Source organism: Pantoea sp. PNA 03-3, assembly GCF_003201175.1.
GTDB classification, from domain to species: domain Bacteria; phylum Pseudomonadota; class Gammaproteobacteria; order Enterobacterales; family Enterobacteriaceae; genus Pantoea; species Pantoea stewartii.
This window is the reverse complement of sequence record NZ_QICO01000008.1, coordinates 184007-200570: the sequence shown is the minus strand read 5'-3', so window position 1 is coordinate 200570 and position 16564 is coordinate 184007. Positions and strand designations below refer to the sequence as shown.

Here is a 16564-nt window from a genome sequence, read left to right as displayed (position 1 = left end):
AACAATGCTCATCGCCCGACGTCACAGGGACTTCAACTATGTCTGCACGCCATCCGATTATCGCGGTAACGGGCTCCAGCGGAGCGGGAACCACCACCACCAGCCTGGCGTTCCGTAAAATTTTTCAGCAACTCGGTTTGCACGCTGCCGAACTGGAAGGGGACAGTTTTCACCGCTTTACCCGACCCGAAATGGACATGGCTATCCGAAAAGCGCGCGATCTGGGGCGACATATCAGCTACTTTGGCCCGGAGGCGAATGATTTTGGCCTGCTGGAGCAAACGTTCATCGAATACGGCGAACACGGTAAGGGTCAGTCGCGTAAGTATCTGCACACCTATGATGAAGCCGTTCCCTGGAATCAGGTTCCCGGCACCTTCACGCCCTGGCAACCGTTACCACCGGATACGGATGTGCTGTTTTATGAAGGCTTGCACGGCGGCGTGGTGACTGCACAACACAATGTGGCGGAAAAAGTCGATTTGCTGGTCGGCGTCGTGCCCATCGTCAACCTGGAGTGGATTCAGAAACTGGTGCGCGATACCAGCGAGCGTGGCCATTCACGCGAAGCGGTGATGGATTCGGTAGTGCGTTCCATGGAAGATTACATCAATTTCATTACGCCGCAGTTTTCACGAACCCATATTAACTTTCAGCGCGTCCCCACGGTGGATACCTCTAATCCCTTTGCCGCGCGCACCATCCCTTCGCTGGATGAAAGCTTTGTGGTTATCCACTTTCAGGGGCTGGAAGACATTGATTTTCCCTATCTGCTGGCCATGCTGCAGGGATCGTTTATTTCCAATATCAACACGTTGGTGGTACCCGGCGGCAAAATGGGACTGGCGATGGAGTTAATTATGGCGCCGTTAGTAAAACGGCTCATGGAAGGGAAACGGATTGAATAAGCACAGAGGCCAGCCTGGCCTCTGTGAGATTACAGCGCGATCACTTCGTAGCTGTGGGTAATGTTGACGCCTTTGCCTAACATGATGGCGACAGAGCAATATTTTTCCGCTGACAGATCGACAGCGCGTGCCACGGCTTTATCCGAAAGTGCGTTGCCGCTGACGATAAAATGCAGATTGATATGGGTAAAGATGCGGGGGGCTTCTTCCCGACGTTCAGACGATAGTTTCACTTCGCAATCAACCACATCGTTGCGGCCTTTTTGCAAAATTGACACAACGTCAATGGCGCTGCATCCCCCTGCCGCCATCAGCACCATCTCCATAGGGCTCGGCGCTTTGTCGCCAGAATTGCCATCCATCAGTACCTGATGGCCGGACGATGATTCCCCCAGGAATGTTAACCCTTCAACCCATTTGACGCGTGCCTGCATAATTTTGACCTCAGAATACCCTGTTTTGGCTCAGCGTACGCTTTTGCCTGGGAAACAGCAATCCAGAGAAAACGCCATCTTGCTGAAGCGAGACAACACAAGACAGTCGACGTAAGCTGTGCTACAAACAGAGCTGAAAATATTTTTCGTCATCCGAAGACGAAGCCGGGAAGAATGATGCGCACTGCGCCGAATGCAGCCCGAATAATTTCCTGAATGGAAAGACGCTTAACGCTTACATCGCCTGGCAGGGAAACAGAGCCCTGTATTTTGGGCACGATTACAACAGAGGATAATAGCGAATGGTTCTCGGCAAACCGCAAACAGACCCTACACTTGAATGGTTCCTGTCCCATTGCCATATTCACAAGTATCCATCCAAAAGTACGCTCATTCATCAAGGTGAAAAGGCGGAAACGCTTTACTACATCGTTAAAGGTTCCGTTGCGGTACTGATTAAGGATGAAGAAGGCAAGGAGATGATTCTGTCCTATCTGAATCAGGGCGACTTTATTGGTGAGCTTGGCCTGTTCGAAGAAGGTCAGGAGCGCAGCGCCTGGGTACGTGCGAAAACCGCGTGCGAAGTGGCAGAGATTTCCTACAAAAAATTCCGTCAGCTGATTCAGGTGAATCCGGACATCCTAATGCGCCTCTCCTCGCAAATGGCGCGCCGTCTGCAGGTCACATCGGAAAAAGTGGGCAACCTCGCGTTCCTTGATGTCACCGGTCGCATTGCGCAGACGTTGCTCAACCTGGCGAAACAGCCGGACGCCATGACGCATCCTGACGGCATGCAAATTAAAATTACGCGTCAGGAAATTGGCCAAATCGTGGGATGTTCACGTGAAACCGTGGGACGTATTTTGAAGATGCTGGAAGACCAGAATCTGATCTCCGCACACGGCAAAACAATTGTTGTTTACGGCACGCGCTAAGCTTTATTCTTCACGGCATAATGGCAACGTTATGCCGTGAATTATTTGCGTTGAGCCGATGTGGCGAAGAATAATTTATCACCCTGAAGTTAACTATGCCCTGCGCCAGACACTGGTGTTGTGTCTCCCCGTCGCGCTCGGCTGGCTGTTTGGCGATCTGCAAAAAGGATTGCTGTTCTCATTGGTGCCTGCCTGCTGCAATATTGCCGGTCTGGATACGCCCCACAAACGCTTCTTTAAACGCCTGATTGTCGGCGGCAGCCTGTTTGCCCTGGGTAGCTTACTGATGCAGTGGCTTCTGTTTAAAGACGTGCCCTTACCGCTTATTCTTTTCGCCCTGCCTTTGCTGCTGGGCGTGACAGGTGAAATCAGCCCACTGCACGCACGGTTACTCCCTGCCACACTGATCGCAGCGATATTTACCACCAGCCTGATTGGCCGCATGCCCATTTACGTACCGCCCCTGCTCTACATCGGCGGTACGCTGTGGTATGGCCTGTTTAACTGGTTCTGGTTTTGGCTGTGGAAAGAGCAGCCAATGCGTGAAAGCCTGAGTCTGATTTACCGCGAACTGGCGAACTATTGTGACGCCAAGTACACCTTGTTGACGCAACTTACCGATCCGGAGAAGGCGCTACCACCGTTGCTCGCGCGGCAACAAAAAGCAATCGACCTCATCAACACCTGTTATCAGCAGATGCATATGCTGTCCGCCAGCCGCGATCACAGTCATAAGCGACTGACCCGCGCTTTTCAGGTCGCACTGGATTTACAGGAACACATTTCTGTCAGCCTGCATCAGCCAGAAGAAGTGCAAAAACTGGTAGAACAAAGCCATGCTGAGGCCGTGATTCGCTGGAATGCGAAAACCATTTCCGCCCGTTTACGTGAGCTGGCAGACAACATCCTGTACCACCAACTGTCCAGTCGCTTTGATATGGACAAGCAGCTGGGGGCACTGGAAAAAATCGCCCGTCAGCACCCGGACAATCCGGTAGGAAATTTTTGCCTTTATCATTTCAGCCGCATCGCACGGGTACTGCGTACACAAAAGCCCCTTTATCAGCGTGATTTGATGGCGGATCGCCAGCGCCGTTTACCGCTTCTGCCCGCACTCAGAAGCTATCTCTCGCTGCGCTCTTCTGCCCTGCGCACGGCCGGACGTTTTTCTGTGATGCTGATGCTGGGTAGCGGGCTGGCGCTGTTCTTTTCGATTCCCAAACCCTACTGGATTCTGATGACCATTATGTTTGTCAGCCAGAGTAACTACAGCGCCACACGGGTGCGTATTCAGCACCGTGCGCTGGGCACCTTTGCCGGGCTGGTGATTGCGGCAGCCTCGCTGCGGCTGGATGTCCCTGAACCGCTGGTGTTGAGCATCATGCTAGTGATTACCTTTATCAGCTATCGCTTTACCCGCCAGTTTTACGGCTGGTCGATGGTGGGGTTCACGGTCACCGCGGTATATACCCTGCAACTTCTGTCACTTAACGGCGCACAATTCTTACTGCCGCGCCTGCTGGATACCCTGATGGGCTGCCTGATTGCGTTTGGCGGAACGTTATGGCTTTGGCCGCAATGGCAAAGTGCCCTGCTACGACAGAACGCACATGATGTGCTTGAGGCTTTCCAGGACGCGTTACGCATGTTGCTTGGTCCGGAACAGTCTCCCGAGGTACTCGCCTATCAGCGCGTTAACGTTAATCAGGCCCACAATGCAGTCTTTAACTCACTAAATCAGGCGATGCAGGAGCCGGGGTTTAACGCACGCTATTTACAGGATATGCGTTTATGGGTCACGCACAGCCAGTTTATCGTTGAGCACATCAACGCCATGACGATTCTGGCACGCGAACATACCATGCTGCCGCCTACGCTGGCGGAGCACTATCTGCAATGGTGTGAAATTGCGCTGCAGCGTTGCCAGCAGCGGCTTGAATATGACGGCGAAAGTTCGCAAACCGATCTGTTACAGGGAATTGAAGACATCAACGAGGGACCGGTCACAGTACTGGAGCAGCACATCAGGCGCATTCTGGATCATCTTAAGGTGATGCACACGATCTCATCGCTGGCGTGGAACCAGCGACCGCATCATGGTCGCTGGCTGATTCGCAGTCTGGGTCGAAAATAACTCAGGCAGCCAGGACTTTCCCGACCGCTTTTGCAAAGCGCGCCATGCCTTCTTCAATATCGGCGGGTTCAATAATCAGTGAAGGGGCAAAACGCATCACATCCGTACCAGCCACCAGCACCATAACGCCTTCAGCCGCGGCGGCATTGAGGATATCGCGTGATTTTCCGGCATGTTGCGGCTTCAGGGCCGCGCCTACCAGTAAGCCTTTGCCGCGAATATCGCTAAACAGATCGTAACGGGCATCAATCGCCTTGAGTGCCTCGACAAACTGCTGGCGACGGGATTCCACGCCGTTCAGCACGTCTGGCGTATTGATCAGATCCAGCGCGGTTTCAGCAATCGCACAGGCCAGCGGATTGCCACCATAGGTGGTGCCATGCACGCCAGGAGCCATCGTTGACGCCACCTCCTCAGTGGTCAGCATCGCGCTGACAGGAAAACCACCGCCCAGCGCTTTCGCCGAAGTCAGAATGTCTGGCGTGACGCCGTAGTGCTCATAAGCAAACAGCTTACCGCTGCGCCCCATACCGCTCTGAACTTCATCCAGCACCAGCAACGCCTGATGTTTATCGCAGAGCTCACGCAGCCCCTGCATAAATTCTGGCGTGGCCGGCATGACGCCACCTTCACCCTGAATGGGCTCAACGACAATCGCACAGGTGTGGTCGTCGATAACGGCTTTCACTGCCGCCAAATCGTTGAATGGCACATGCACAATGTCAGCGGGTTTCGGGCCAAAACCGTCGGAATATTTTGGCTGGCCGCCTACCGTGACCGTAAACAGCGTCCGGCCATGAAAGGCATTATGAAATGCAATAATTTTGCTTTTAAACGGGCTATGACGTTTACAGGCATAATAACGCGCCAGCTTAAACGCGGCCTCGTTGGCTTCTGCGCCGGAGTTGGCAAAAAATACTCTGTCCGCGAAGGTGGCGTTAATCAGTTTGCTGGCCAGGCGCAAAGCCGGTTCATTGGTGAACACATTGCTGGTGTGCCACAGGGTTTCGCCCTGTTTCTTCAGGGTTTCAATCAGCGCCGGGTGACAATGGCCCAGCGCGGTGACGGCAATCCCACCCGAGAAATCGATATACTCTTTACCCTGCTGATCCCACACCCGGCTTCCTTTGCCTTTTACCGGTACAAACTGCGCAGGTGCATAAACAGGCAAAATAACCTGATCGAACGTTTCCCGTGTTACCGCAATGTTTTCCGCTGCCATTGACAACCTCGCAAACTGATGAGTTGGTTCATGATGAAATAATAATCATGAAATATGCATAAAAAATCACTTAAAGGCAAACACAACTTTACTGTTGCAGGAAATTAGCGAGCAGTTGATGTCCCTGTTCGCTGAGAATACTTTCAGGATGAAACTGCACGCCTTCCAGTGCCAGCGTTTTATGACGGATGCCCATAATTTCGTCGGGCTGACCGTCACGTAAACTCCATGCGGTGACGTCAAATTCATCAGGCAGCGTATCGGCTTTCACAATCAGCGAGTGATAACGCGTTACGGTCAGCGGTTGATTCAGACCGCGAAATACACCACAGCCGTTATGCTGAACAGCAGACGTCTTACCGTGCATGACTTCGCGCGCACGCACGACCTGCGCACCAAACACCTGGGCGATGGCCTGATGCCCCAGACAAACGCCCAGCACCGGCAGGCGACCGGCGAAGTGGCGAATGGCCTGTAATGAGATCCCGCTCTGATCGGGCGTACAGGGGCCGGGTGAAATCACCAGGTGGGTTAACGGCAACGCCGTCATTTCATCTAGAGTGATGGCATCATTTCTTACCACCTGAACGTTCGCGCCCAGTTGGCAAAAATACTGGTACAGGTTCCAGGTGAAAGAATCGTAATTATCAATAAGCAGCAGCATGGTTATGATTTCAGGCAGATCAGAAGGATATGTACAAGGCCCGGCATCCGGAATGAGGACCAGAGCCGTATCTTATCATGCGGTGTGACGTGAGTGTGATGTGAGGAAAACAGACTATCAGGCGCAGGGAGACGCGCTCGCCTCCCTGGCGGGAACGGGGTTCAGACAGGATGCGCTTCGCTGACGATGCTGGCAAAGACGTCTTCCAGCGGTTGTAAATCCCCTGCCGCACCGGCCTGACTGGCGCTGACCCACTCTTCCGGATTCAGTTTTTCCCATTCCAGCAGGTAACCTGCATGCAGGGCAAGTTGCTCAAAGAAAATACGCTGCGCCCGGCCATTACCTTCGCGAAAAGGATGAAGCATATTGATTTCGCAATAATACCAGGCGACGCGTTTCGCAAACTCAGCTAAAGGCAGATCGGCCAGGCCGTTCTCTTCTTCTAGCGCGGCCATGAGTGCATTACCCTCTTTTTCGATATATTCGAAGTGACAAAAAGGGGTTTCGTCGCGCCAGATGTCCAGCGTGCGGAGTTCGCCGGCCCAACTGTAGACATCCTGAAACAGCGTACGGTGAATGTGACACAGGTAAGGCAGGCCGATTTTGGGTGGGCCCAGTTCAAGCGTGGCAAGCCGGGCGGCGCTAAAGCTCAGTTCCGCTTTTCGTAACTGTGCCTCATCATGAATATCGAGACGATTTTTGAGGACCGTGTCGTTTTGCCACAGGTAGGGATCCTGCGTGACGGCAGTATTAGCAGCCATATTGCCTCCTTAATGAGGCCAGACGGGCTTCCGCCTCTTCACCCTTAACCTCCGGTTCCGTCAGGGTAAAGCCTTCAAGCCGACAGCTTGCCCGATAGCTGGCATTCCGCCGCTGTCGCCAGAGCGCTGCCTTCTGTTTGTCTGTGAGTGTATTTGCCATACCGCCTCCTGCTCAGGTTTGCCCTAAGTATAAGAGCAAATTTTCCCTTTGCCGGAAACGGGATGGCAATCAAGACAATCAGGGAAGGACTTTTGCCGACAAAATGACCACCGGCTTGACGGGAACATTCTGGTAAGGCCCGACATCTTTGGTTGGCACCTGAGAGATTTTGTCCACGACGTCCTGGCCCTTCACGATCTTACCAAAGACGGCGTAGCCAAAATCGCGCTGACCATGATCCAGAAAGGCGTTGTCAGCGACGTTCAGAAAGAACTGGCTGGTGGCGCTGTCTTTGTCGGAGGTGCGCGCCATGGAGATGGTGCCGCGCAGGTTGCGCAGACCATTATCCGCTTCATTTTTGATCGGCGCATTGGTTTGTTTTTGCTGCATTTCATTGGTAAAGCCACCGCCCTGAATCATAAAACCCGGGATAACGCGGTGAAAAATCGTGTTGTTGTAAAAACCACTGTTAACGTAATCAACGAAGTTTTTAACGGAGATCGGTGCTTTTTGATTATTCAGTTCGAGTTCGATGTTACCGGCAGAAGTGGTCAGCAGGACATGCGTATCACCTTTGGCCGCTAAAGCTGAGGCAGAAACAGAAGAGAGCGCTAACAGGGCAACTGCCGCTGTCAAAGTACGTTTAAACATGAGTAATTCCTTACTTTGGAGAGCTAGCTCAAAAACGATATTGATTGTAAAGAGCATGTAATACAAGAGCCAGCGTTTTACCTATATTTACGCTAAACGCACCCAAAAACGCCTGAAAAAGATTGCTTCCGCTTCGTGACTAAAATCACAGTATTGATGAAATGAATGACAACAGTTTTCACTCTTAGTTTATTAAGATCACGGTTCCGTTTACAATTTCTGCCGCTTCAACGCTCCCGCTTCCCAACAGGTTCAGAACATGACAAATCGTAATCGTATCGGCCTTACCTGGATTAGCTTTCTTTCCTATGCGCTCACCGGTGCCCTGGTGATTGTCACCGGTATGGTAATGGGTGATATCGCGAAAGATTTCCAGATTCCCATCGACAGTATGGGTAACACCTTCACTTTCCTGAACAGTGGCATCCTGGCTGCCGTTTTCCTTAATGCCTGGTTGATGGTCATTGTGCCGCTCAAACGCCAGTTGATTTTTGGCTTTGTGCTGATGGTATTAGCCGTTATCGGACTGATGACCAGCCGGGATCTGTCGGTATTTTCGCTGTGCATGTTCGTACTGGGCGTCGTCAGTGGTATCACCATGTCGATTGGGACGTTCCTGATTACCCACATGTACGAAGGCCGCCAACGGGGTTCACGCCTGCTGTTCACGGACTCCTTCTTTAGTATGGCTGGCACCATTTTCCCGATTCTGGCCGGCATTTTACTGGCACGTCATCTGTCGTGGTACTGGGTTTACGTCTGCATTGGCGTCATTTACGTCGGTATTTTTATCATGACGTTATTCGTGGAGTTTCCGGTTCTGCGTAAGCCAGAGAACAGCCCAACGGTTGAAAAAGAAAAATGGGGACTGGGCGTACTGTTACTGGCGATTGCCGCCTTATGCTACATTCTTGGCCAGCTCGGCTTTATTTCCTGGGTGCCTGAATATGCCACCAAAGTGATGGGCATGAATATTGATGATGCCGGTCAACTGGTAGGAAGCTTCTGGACCGCTTATATGGTCGGCATGTGGGTATTCAGCTTCCTGCTGCGCTTCTTCGATCTGCAACGTATTCTGATGGTACTGGCAGGACTGGCCACGGTGCTGATGTACTGGTTCGTAAGCAGCCAGGATGCAAGCATGTTGCGGTGGATTATTCTGACGCTGGGCTTCAGCTCAAGCGCGATCTATACCACCATCATTACGCTCGGCTCTCTACAAACCAAAGTCGCGTCTCCCAAGCTGGTTAACTTTATTCTGACCTGTGGCACCGTGGGTACCATGCTGACCTTCGTCGTTACGTCACCCATTGTGAAAAACAGCGGCGTGCACAGCGCGCTGCTAACGGCAAATGGCCTGTACGCCGTGGTGTTTATCATGTGTGCGTTGCTGGGCCTGGTGACCAAACACCGCTCGCACGGTCATATCACGCATTAATCCTCTCAGGGCGGCGGCAACGCGCCGCCCTTTGCTTCAACGCCTGAAGGTCACCGCTTCCCACGTGTCCAGACAGATTTTGCTCTCTGCGGGCTGCGTCGCCGCGATGACCTTTCCACGCCGAAGCGAATAACGCACCGGCACCTGCCGCCTGACCGCATCAAAACCGTTTTCTGCGGGCAGAATGATAAAACTGGCGTCATGACCACGCTGAATACCGTACTCTGCTAAATTCAGCGTGTTGGCACTGTTGCGTGTAATCAGATCGAGCCCGGCATTAATTTGCTCGTACCCCATCAGCTGACACACATGTAATCCCATATGCAGCACCTGAAGCATATTGCCTGTACCCAGCGGATACCAGGGATCGAACACGTCGTCATGGCCAAAACAGACGTTAATCTCCGCCTCCAGCAGCTCTTTCACCCGGGTAATGCCGCGGCGTTTGGGATAGCTGTCAAAGCGACCCTGTAGGTGAATATTCACCAGGGGATTGGCAACAAAGTTGATGCCGGAGAGCTTCAGTAAGCGAAACAGACGAGAAGTATAAGCCCCGTTATACGAGTGCATCGCTGTGGTATGGCTTGCCGTGACGCGCGCACCCATCCCGTCACGGTGTGCCAGCGCGGCAACGGTTTCGACGAAGCGTGACTGCTCATCGTCAATTTCGTCACAGTGCACGTCCACCAGCCTGTCGTAACGGTTGGCCAGCGCGAACGCTTTATGCAGGGATTCCACGCCGTACTCCCGCGTGAACTCAAAATGGGGAATCGCGCCGACGACATCCGCGCCGAGTCGCAGCGCTTCTTCAAGTAGCGCTTCGCCATTAGGGTAAGACAGAATGCCTTCCTGCGGGAACGCCACGATTTGAATCGTGATCCAGGGTGCCATCTCCGCTTTCAGTTCCAGCATAGCCTTGAGGGCGGTTAACGTCGGATCGGACACATCCACATGCGTGCGCACAAACTGTATGCCATTCGCGATCTGCCATTTCAGCGTTTGCATCGCGCGCCGTTTTACATCCTCATGACTTAATAAGGCTTTCCGCTCTGCCCAGCGCTCAATACCTTCAAACAGCGTGCCGGACTGATTCCAGGCCGGTTCACCCGCCGTTTGGGTGGTATCCAAGTGAATATGAGGCTCAATAAAAGGCGCGTACGCCAGGCCGCCTTCCGCATCGAGTGCTGCGCCCTCGGCTGACAGCTGCTGAGGCTGCGCCGTGATGCGGGCGATTTTTCCTTCCACGATCTCTATCTGCCACAGCCCTTCCCGGGTGGGCAAACGCAGATTGTTTATCCAGCGAAGTGGTGCTGTTGTCATTCCGGGCTCCTCATGCGTTAAGCGCTGCGAAGTAAAGCTAACACGATCTCTCTGCCCTGCTCCAGATGACTTTATTCGTTATTTAAATCACTTAGCGCGTACGAGGCCGAACCGGCGCCCTGCCTCTGCGGACAGGTCAGGCGCGACAGCAAAAGGTCGGGAACGAATAAGATGACATGATTACCGAAAGCGAAACGCAAGAAGGGTTGGCACACGTTCCGCTCCGTTTGCGCGTGGTACCTGGCCGTCATTTTCCTTTGTCGGCAGCGTGGTCAGCCTGCGCCGCCCATTACGCCGGGGGGAAAATCAAAACGGCGAGCCTTCGCTCGCCGTTTGACTTACAACGTTACCGATCAGGGTTGAGAAACAAACCCGACCGCTTCATAGACTTTTTTCAGGGTTTCCTGCGCCTGGGCACGGGCTTTCTGTGCACCGTCACGCATCACCTTTTCCAGCAACGCTTCGTCGTTGCGGAAGCGATGATAACGTTCCTGCAGGTCTGTCAGCATGCCCGATACGGCTTCTGCGACCGCGCCTTTCAGGTGCCCGTACATTTTGCCTTCGAACGCCTGCTCCAGCGTGGTCACCGGCGTACCGGTTACGCCTGACAGGATGTCCAGCAGATTCGAGACGCCCGCTTTCTCTTTAATGTCATAGCGGATAACCGGCGGCTCTTCAGAGTCGGTCATCGCACGCTTAATCTTTTTAACCACCGATTTGGGATCTTCAAGCAGGCCGATCACATTGTTGCGGTTATCATCCGACTTAGACATCTTTTTCGTCGGTTCCAGCAGCGACATCACGCGTGCGCCTGATTTTGGAATGAATGGCTCCGGCACCTTGAAGATATCGCCATACAACGCATTAAACCGGCTCGCAATATCACGGCTCAGCTCAAGATGCTGTTTCTGATCTTCACCCACCGGTACCTGCGCGGTCTGGTAAAGCAGAATGTCGGCAGCCATCAGCACCGGATAACTGAACAAACCCGCGTTGATGTTTTCTTCATAGCGTGAGGATTTGTCTTTGAACTGGGTCATGCGGCTCAGCTCACCGAAATAGGTGTAGCAGTTCAGAATCCAGCTGAGCTGCGTGTGCTCCGGCACATGCGACTGAACAAAGATGGTGCTCTTCTCGGGATCGATGCCGCAGGCCAGATAGAGCGCCAGCGTATCTAAGGTGGCTTTACGCAGTGCAACCGGATCCTGGCGCACGGTGATGGCGTGCAGATCGACGATACAGTAAATGCAGTGGAAATCGTCCTGCATCTGCACCCACTGACGCAGCGCACCCATATAGTTGCCAATGGTCAGTTCGCCGGACGGCTGTGCGCCGCTGAAAACGATGGGTTTGCTCATGCTTATGTCCTGATAAATTACAGCCCGATAGCGGGCAAAAGTTCGTCAAAAGAGTCAAGGGTCAGATCGGGCTGGCTGCTGGCAATGGGTTCACCATAGTTATAGCCAAACGTCATGCCGACATTGGGTACGCCGGCAGACTGCGCGGCCAGAATATCATTGCGTGAATCCCCGACAAACAGCAGTTGTGAGGGCAGCAGCCCCCATTTACCCAACACCAGAAAAATCGCGGCAGGATGCGGTTTTTTAACCACCACATCATCGCCACCAATAATCAACGAAAACGCCTGGTCGATTCCCAGCGATTGCAACAGCGGCGCGACAAACGGCGTCGGCTTATTGGTCACAATCGCCATCGGCATGCCTGTGGCCTGTAACCGTGTCAGCGTCTCTTTGACCTGAGGAAACAGGGTACTGCCCGCCTCCACCGTGCTGGCATAATGTTTGTCAAACAGCACACGCGCATCACGCTGCTCGTCCGGGTGTGGCTCGCGCCCGAGTGCCCAGGTCAGCGCACGGCACATCATAACGTCGGCACCATTCCCAATCCACGTTGATACGCGCGCCACGCCAGCAGCAGGCAACGCCAGGTCTGCCAGCGTCAAATCGATCGCATCCGCCAGCCCCGGCGCGCTGTCGACCAGCGTACCATCCAGGTCAAAGGCCAGCCCACGAATATCAGTGAAATGAGCCATTCGCTTTCTCCAGCTCGTTCCGCATGTCGTCGATCACTTTCTTGTAATCCGGATGGCCAAAGATGGCCGAACCGGCAACGAACATATCTGCACCCGCTGCCGCGATTTGCGCAATGTTATCAATCTTCACACCACCGTCGACTTCAAGGCGAATGCTGTAGCCGCTCTGATCAATCCGCTTGCGCGCTTCACGAAGCTTGTCGAGCGTGCCGGGGATAAATGACTGACCACCAAAGCCGGGGTTCACCGACATCAGCAAAATGATGTCCAGTTTATCCATCACATAGTCGAGGTAGCTGAGCGGAGTGGCAGGATTAAAGACCAGGCCTGCTTTGCAACCGTGCTCTTTGATTAACTGCAGCGTGCGGTCAACGTGCTCGCTCGCTTCGGGGTGGAACGTGATGTAGGTCGCGCCAGCCTTGGCAAACTCGGGGATTAACGCGTCCACTGGCTTCACCATGAGATGCACATCGATCGGAGCTGTGATGCCATAGTCACGCAGCGCTTTCAACACCATCGGTCCCATTGTCAGATTCGGCACGTAGTGGTTGTCCATTACGTCGAAGTGAACCACGTCGCCTCCGGCCGCCAGTGCCTTCGCGGTGTCTTCACCCAGGCGAGCAAAGTCTGCCGAAAGGATGGAAGGGGCCAGCAAATATTGTTTCATCCGATTCTCCACTGTTGTGCGCCAGCATGATGGCTGGCGTAGTACCCTGGTCGCGGACGAAACAGACTAGCTATAGAGTGCCAGCAGTTCGTCGACCTTGGTGCGACCGGTTATGCTTCGGCTAATAGAACGCCGGACTTTGACCACATGTAACACGGCATCCTGATACCAGCAACGCGTCAGTTCCGTATCATGGTTAGAAATCAGGACCGGAATTTGACTCTCAGACGCCAGCTTTGCGGCCAGTTGCGCCAGATGCTGCTGCTCATGCAGGCTAAAACTGTTGGTGTGGTAAGCCGTGAAGTTAGCCGTTGCGGACAGCGGCGCGTACGGCGGATCACAATATACCACAGAGCCTTTTTGGGCATTGTTCAGGGTAACATCGTAGGATTCACAGACAAACGTCGCCTTTTGCGCCCGTTCGGCAAACCAGAGCAGCTCGGCTTCCGGGAAGTAAGGTTTACGATAGCGCCCAAACGGCACATTGAACTCACCACGCAGATTGTAGCGGCACAGGCCGTTGTAGCAGTGGCGATTCAGATAGAGGAACAGCAGCGCACGCTGATAAGCGTCATGACTGAGGTTAAACTCCGTGCGCAGTTGGTAATAACGGATTTCGCTGTTTGTTTCGCTGGTAAACAGTAAACGCGCATCGCGAATAAAATCCGCCGTGCGCGTTTTGACAATATTGTAGAGATTGATGAGATCGTTGTTGATGTCGGCCAGATGATAGCGATCAAAATCGGTGTTAAGAAACACGGAGCCCGCGCCAACGAAGGGTTCGATCAGGCAATCACCTTGCGGCAAATGACGGTGGATCTCTTCGACTAAGGGAAATTTTCCCCCCGCCCATTTCAAAAAAGCGCGATTTTTTTTCATGCTGTCGTGGTAATTACATCTTATTGTGAGGCTGTGGTTGAACCGACAGCAGATCTGCGCTTAAAACAGGGCCCGCATGGGCAGGCCCCACATCACTTATTGACTGGCTTCTTTCCTGACCTGACTGACCGGTTTCACCCAGGGATTCTGTGCACGTACCTCTGCAGGCAATGTCGCAACGGCACGCTTTGCGTCGGCCGGCGTGGCGTAAGAACCACTGACCAGCACATACCAGGGTTGACCATTGCGCGTGGTTTTATACACATGGTACGCACTCAGGTTTTGCTTCTTCGCCCAGGCATTCAGGCTTTCCGCTTTAGATGCGCCGCTCAACTGCAACGTGTAGTTGCCGCCCGGTACTGATTTGCTGGCCGTTGCGCTACTGCCCGCCGCTTTTGCTGGCGCGTTATTCACGGAGGAGTGCGCTGGCGTTGTGTGGGTTTTATGCTCGCTGGCTGCGGGTTTAGACGCCGTTCTGGCAGGCTCACGCGTATGACGCGGCGTGACGGGTGCCTGCGCGGCGTTTTGACGACCTGGAGCGGGAAGACTCACCGCTGCACCTGCTTTACCACTCACCGTAGCGGGTGCGGTCGGCAAAGAACTGTTGCCTTCTGCACCCTGTGCGGCGCCATCCACCTGCTGTTGCTGGTTGGTCAATGCGCTGTTCAGGTCGCCGGGTAATGTAATGCGTTGCTGATTAGCCGGGGTTTCAACCGGGGCTGCCTGCGTGGGTGTGGATGCAACCGGTGGCATGGAAATATCACGTGGCGCATTTGTCGCCCCCGCTGCCGGTTCCGCTCCTGCTGCATTCGGAGTGCCGGTGGAAGGCTGTGCTGTTCCCGTGGCGTTCTGACCGCCGCTCATGGCGGTGGAGCCGCTGAGATCAATATTTTTTCCGTTGCCCGATCCTGCGGCCCCGCTGGTGGCGGTGCCTTTGTCAGTAGAGGACGACGCGGATTTGCTGTCGTCAGCGCCGTTGAGCGCTGAGCCAATGCCCAGCACGAGCAGCAGCAACACAAGGATACCGACGCCCATCATGACGTGCTGGCGCGAGACCGGAGCTTTCGTCGCAGAGGACGATTTACGTGGGCGCGAGGGACGACGGTCACTGGCGTCAGGTTTTAACTCATCATCCGGTTTGAACTCATCCATTTTGCCTCCTCCGTAAAGCGGCCGTTCGCACTGCGCACCCGCGCGTCGCGTCACCACTTACCTGCTGAATATCAAGATTTCTGGCAGTCATTAATTGCCGCCACCACCATATCATGAGCCACGCCACTACGCACTTCAGCGCGGCCTATCGCCAAAGGCAGTATCAGACGTAATTCGCCCGCCAGCACTTTTTTATCGCGCATCATATGGGGCAAATAGTCTTCGGCCTGCATCTCAACCGGTCCGTGTACCGGCAAACCGGCGCGCTGCAGTAACGCGATAACGCGTTGGCAATCCTGTTCGCTGAACTGACCAAGACGTTGCGCGGTTCGCGCCGCCATCACCATACCAGCGGCAATCGCTTCACCATGCAACCAGTTGCCATAGCCCATATGCGCTTCAATGGCATGGCCAAAAGTATGACCCAGATTCAGTAATGCGCGCTGACCGTTTTCACGCTCATCCGCGGCGACAACCTCGGCTTTCAGCTCACAGCAACGACGGATGCACCAGGCCAGCGCGGCTTCATCCAGCGCCAGAAGGCGATCAAGATTTTGCTCAAGCCAGTGAAAGAATTCACCGTCCAGAATGATGCCGTATTTAATCACTTCAGCCAGACCGGACGCCAGCTCACGCGGAGGCAGTGACCGGAGACATTCCGTATCAATCACGACCGAAGCGGGCTGGTAAAACGCACCTATCATGTTTTTGCCAAGAGGATGGTTAACCGCCGTTTTTCCGCCAACCGACGAGTCAACCTGAGACAGCAGCGTGGTCGGCACCTGAATGAACCGCACACCACGTTGATAGCTTGCCGCAGCAAAACCGGTAAGGTCGCCAATCACGCCCCCACCCAGCGCCACCAGCGTGGTATCGCGCCCGTGGGGCTTTTGCAGGAGGGCGGTAAAAACCTGATCCATCACCGCCAGCGTTTTGTGCTGCTCACCGTCGGGCAAAATCACCTGATCCGTCTTCACTCCCGCCGCCTTTAGCCGCGCCGTGACCTTATCCAGGTAAAGCGGTGCCAGCGTCTCGTTCGTGACCAGCATGGCATTATCACCCGCTTTTAACGGCCAAAAAGAAGCCGGATCATTAAACAGTCCGGCGGCGATAGTGATGGGGTAACTGCGTTCCCCCAATGAAACGGTGATCTTCTCCATGATGCTCGATACCTGTCAAAGAGCTT

General features: G+C 53.9%; 17 protein-coding genes. 4 read left to right on the top strand and 13 right to left on the bottom strand.

What is annotated here, in order from left to right:
• Positions 1–38 precede the first annotated feature (38 nt).
• Complete coding sequence (locus C7433_RS19360) at positions 39–908, top strand: phosphoribulokinase (protein ID WP_033741552.1); 870 nt, start codon at positions 39–41, stop codon at positions 906–908.
• A gap of 29 nt (positions 909–937) precedes the next feature.
• Here the strand turns inward: C7433_RS19360 and C7433_RS19355 are convergent, their stop codons facing one another.
• Positions 938–1342, bottom strand: a complete 405-nt coding sequence (locus C7433_RS19355) for an OsmC family protein (protein WP_033741554.1) — start codon at positions 1340–1342, stop codon at positions 938–940.
• A gap of 302 nt (positions 1343–1644) precedes the next feature.
• Here C7433_RS19355 and crp point away from each other — a divergent pair, with 302 nt between their 5' ends.
• Entirely contained in the window at positions 1645–2277 is a 633-nt protein-coding gene (gene crp, locus C7433_RS19350; RefSeq protein WP_000242758.1) for a cAMP-activated global transcriptional regulator CRP, read from the top strand.
• A gap of 58 nt (positions 2278–2335) precedes the next feature.
• The gene (locus tag C7433_RS19345) at positions 2336–4411 is read left to right on the top strand and encodes a YccS/YhfK family putative transporter (RefSeq protein WP_033741557.1); all 2076 of its coding nucleotides are present in this window, start codon (positions 2336–2338) and stop codon (positions 4409–4411) included.
• Position 4412: 1 nt separating this feature from the next.
• On the opposite strand, the gene C7433_RS19340 is transcribed toward C7433_RS19345, so the two are convergent.
• From C7433_RS19340 to ppiA, 5 genes are all read right to left on the bottom strand, one after another.
• A complete protein-coding gene (locus C7433_RS19340) occupies positions 4413–5633 on the bottom strand; it encodes an aspartate aminotransferase family protein (protein WP_033741559.1) in 1221 nt (406 codons plus the stop codon).
• An 88-nt stretch (positions 5634–5721) separates the two neighbouring features.
• Positions 5722–6297 carry an aminodeoxychorismate synthase component II gene (locus tag C7433_RS19335; RefSeq protein ID WP_006122311.1) on the bottom strand — a complete coding sequence of 192 codons (576 nt, stop codon included), beginning with the start codon at positions 6295–6297 and terminating at the stop codon, positions 5722–5724.
• 161 nt (positions 6298–6458) lie between these two features.
• The gene (locus C7433_RS19330; RefSeq protein ID WP_006120990.1) at positions 6459–7058 is read right to left on the bottom strand and encodes a putative adenosine monophosphate-protein transferase Fic; all 600 of its coding nucleotides are present in this window, start codon (positions 7056–7058) and stop codon (positions 6459–6461) included.
• On the bottom strand, positions 7048–7218 hold the full coding sequence (locus C7433_RS19325; RefSeq protein ID WP_006120991.1) for a YhfG family protein: 171 nt from the start codon (positions 7216–7218) through the stop codon (positions 7048–7050). Before C7433_RS19325 ends, C7433_RS19330 begins: the two co-directional genes overlap by 11 nt.
• Positions 7219–7296: 78 nt before the next feature.
• Positions 7297–7869: a peptidylprolyl isomerase A gene (gene ppiA / locus C7433_RS19320; RefSeq protein ID WP_033741562.1), complete on the bottom strand. Its 573-nt coding sequence runs from the start codon at positions 7867–7869 to the stop codon at positions 7297–7299.
• Between the two features lie 259 nt (positions 7870–8128).
• Between ppiA and tsgA the strand changes: the two genes are divergently transcribed.
• Positions 8129–9307 (top strand): MFS transporter TsgA, encoded by a 1179-nt coding sequence (tsgA, locus tag C7433_RS19315; protein WP_110268742.1) that lies wholly within the window; start codon positions 8129–8131, stop codon positions 9305–9307.
• A gap of 36 nt (positions 9308–9343) precedes the next feature.
• Here the strand turns inward: tsgA and C7433_RS19310 are convergent, their stop codons facing one another.
• The 7 genes from C7433_RS19310 to aroB all read right to left on the bottom strand — a co-directional run bounded on the left by C7433_RS19310 (position 9344) and on the right by aroB (position 16538).
• Positions 9344–10627 (bottom strand): cytosine deaminase, encoded by a 1284-nt coding sequence (locus C7433_RS19310; RefSeq protein WP_033741564.1) that lies wholly within the window; start codon positions 10625–10627, stop codon positions 9344–9346.
• A 353-nt stretch (positions 10628–10980) separates the two neighbouring features.
• Positions 10981–11985, bottom strand: coding sequence for a tryptophan--tRNA ligase (trpS, locus tag C7433_RS19305; protein ID WP_006120995.1), 1005 nt, complete (start codon positions 11983–11985; stop codon positions 10981–10983).
• A gap of 17 nt (positions 11986–12002) precedes the next feature.
• Positions 12003–12680, bottom strand: a complete 678-nt coding sequence (locus tag C7433_RS19300) for a phosphoglycolate phosphatase (RefSeq protein WP_006120996.1) — start codon at positions 12678–12680, stop codon at positions 12003–12005.
• The gene (rpe, locus tag C7433_RS19295; RefSeq protein WP_006120997.1) at positions 12664–13347 is read right to left on the bottom strand and encodes a ribulose-phosphate 3-epimerase; all 684 of its coding nucleotides are present in this window, start codon (positions 13345–13347) and stop codon (positions 12664–12666) included. The genes C7433_RS19300 and rpe overlap by 17 nt, the downstream gene beginning before the upstream one ends.
• Positions 13348–13413: 66 nt before the next feature.
• Positions 13414–14226, bottom strand: a complete 813-nt coding sequence (dam, locus tag C7433_RS19290; RefSeq protein ID WP_006120998.1) for an adenine-specific DNA-methyltransferase — start codon at positions 14224–14226, stop codon at positions 13414–13416.
• Positions 14227–14322: 96 nt separating this feature from the next.
• On the bottom strand, positions 14323–15378 hold the full coding sequence (locus tag C7433_RS19285) for an SPOR domain-containing protein (protein ID WP_110268741.1): 1056 nt from the start codon (positions 15376–15378) through the stop codon (positions 14323–14325).
• 71 nt (positions 15379–15449) lie between these two features.
• A complete protein-coding gene (gene aroB, locus C7433_RS19280; RefSeq protein WP_110268740.1) occupies positions 15450–16538 on the bottom strand; it encodes a 3-dehydroquinate synthase in 1089 nt (362 codons plus the stop codon).
• Positions 16539–16564: the final 26 nt, after the last annotated feature.

Excerpts from the sequence above, each read along its gene's own strand:
- C7433_RS19310 (WP_033741564.1), bottom strand. The coding sequence starts at position 10,627 with ATGACAACAGCACCACTTCGCTGGATAAACAATCTGCGTTTGCCCACC.
- rpe (WP_006120997.1), bottom strand. The coding sequence starts at position 13,347 with ATGAAACAATATTTGCTGGCCCCTTCCATCCTTTCGGCAGACTTTGCT.
- trpS (WP_006120995.1), bottom strand. The coding sequence starts at position 11,985 with ATGAGCAAACCCATCGTTTTCAGCGGCGCACAGCCGTCCGGCGAACTG.
- crp (WP_000242758.1), top strand. The coding sequence starts at position 1,645 with ATGGTTCTCGGCAAACCGCAAACAGACCCTACACTTGAATGGTTCCTG.
- C7433_RS19345 (WP_033741557.1), top strand. The coding sequence starts at position 2,336 with ATGTGGCGAAGAATAATTTATCACCCTGAAGTTAACTATGCCCTGCGC.
- C7433_RS19300 (WP_006120996.1), bottom strand. The coding sequence starts at position 12,680 with ATGGCTCATTTCACTGATATTCGTGGGCTGGCCTTTGACCTGGATGGT.
- tsgA (WP_110268742.1), top strand. The coding sequence starts at position 8,129 with ATGACAAATCGTAATCGTATCGGCCTTACCTGGATTAGCTTTCTTTCC.
- C7433_RS19355 (WP_033741554.1), bottom strand. The coding sequence starts at position 1,342 with ATGCAGGCACGCGTCAAATGGGTTGAAGGGTTAACATTCCTGGGGGAA.
- C7433_RS19285 (WP_110268741.1), bottom strand. The coding sequence starts at position 15,378 with ATGGATGAGTTCAAACCGGATGATGAGTTAAAACCTGACGCCAGTGAC.
- C7433_RS19325 (WP_006120991.1), bottom strand. The coding sequence starts at position 7,218 with ATGGCAAATACACTCACAGACAAACAGAAGGCAGCGCTCTGGCGACAG.
- C7433_RS19340 (WP_033741559.1), bottom strand. The coding sequence starts at position 5,633 with ATGGCAGCGGAAAACATTGCGGTAACACGGGAAACGTTCGATCAGGTT.
- dam (WP_006120998.1), bottom strand. The coding sequence starts at position 14,226 with ATGAAAAAAAATCGCGCTTTTTTGAAATGGGCGGGGGGAAAATTTCCC.
- C7433_RS19335 (WP_006122311.1), bottom strand. The coding sequence starts at position 6,297 with ATGCTGCTGCTTATTGATAATTACGATTCTTTCACCTGGAACCTGTAC.
- C7433_RS19360 (WP_033741552.1), top strand. The coding sequence starts at position 39 with ATGTCTGCACGCCATCCGATTATCGCGGTAACGGGCTCCAGCGGAGCG.
- C7433_RS19330 (WP_006120990.1), bottom strand. The coding sequence starts at position 7,058 with ATGGCTGCTAATACTGCCGTCACGCAGGATCCCTACCTGTGGCAAAAC.
- aroB (WP_110268740.1), bottom strand. The coding sequence starts at position 16,538 with ATGGAGAAGATCACCGTTTCATTGGGGGAACGCAGTTACCCCATCACT.
- ppiA (WP_033741562.1), bottom strand. The coding sequence starts at position 7,869 with ATGTTTAAACGTACTTTGACAGCGGCAGTTGCCCTGTTAGCGCTCTCT.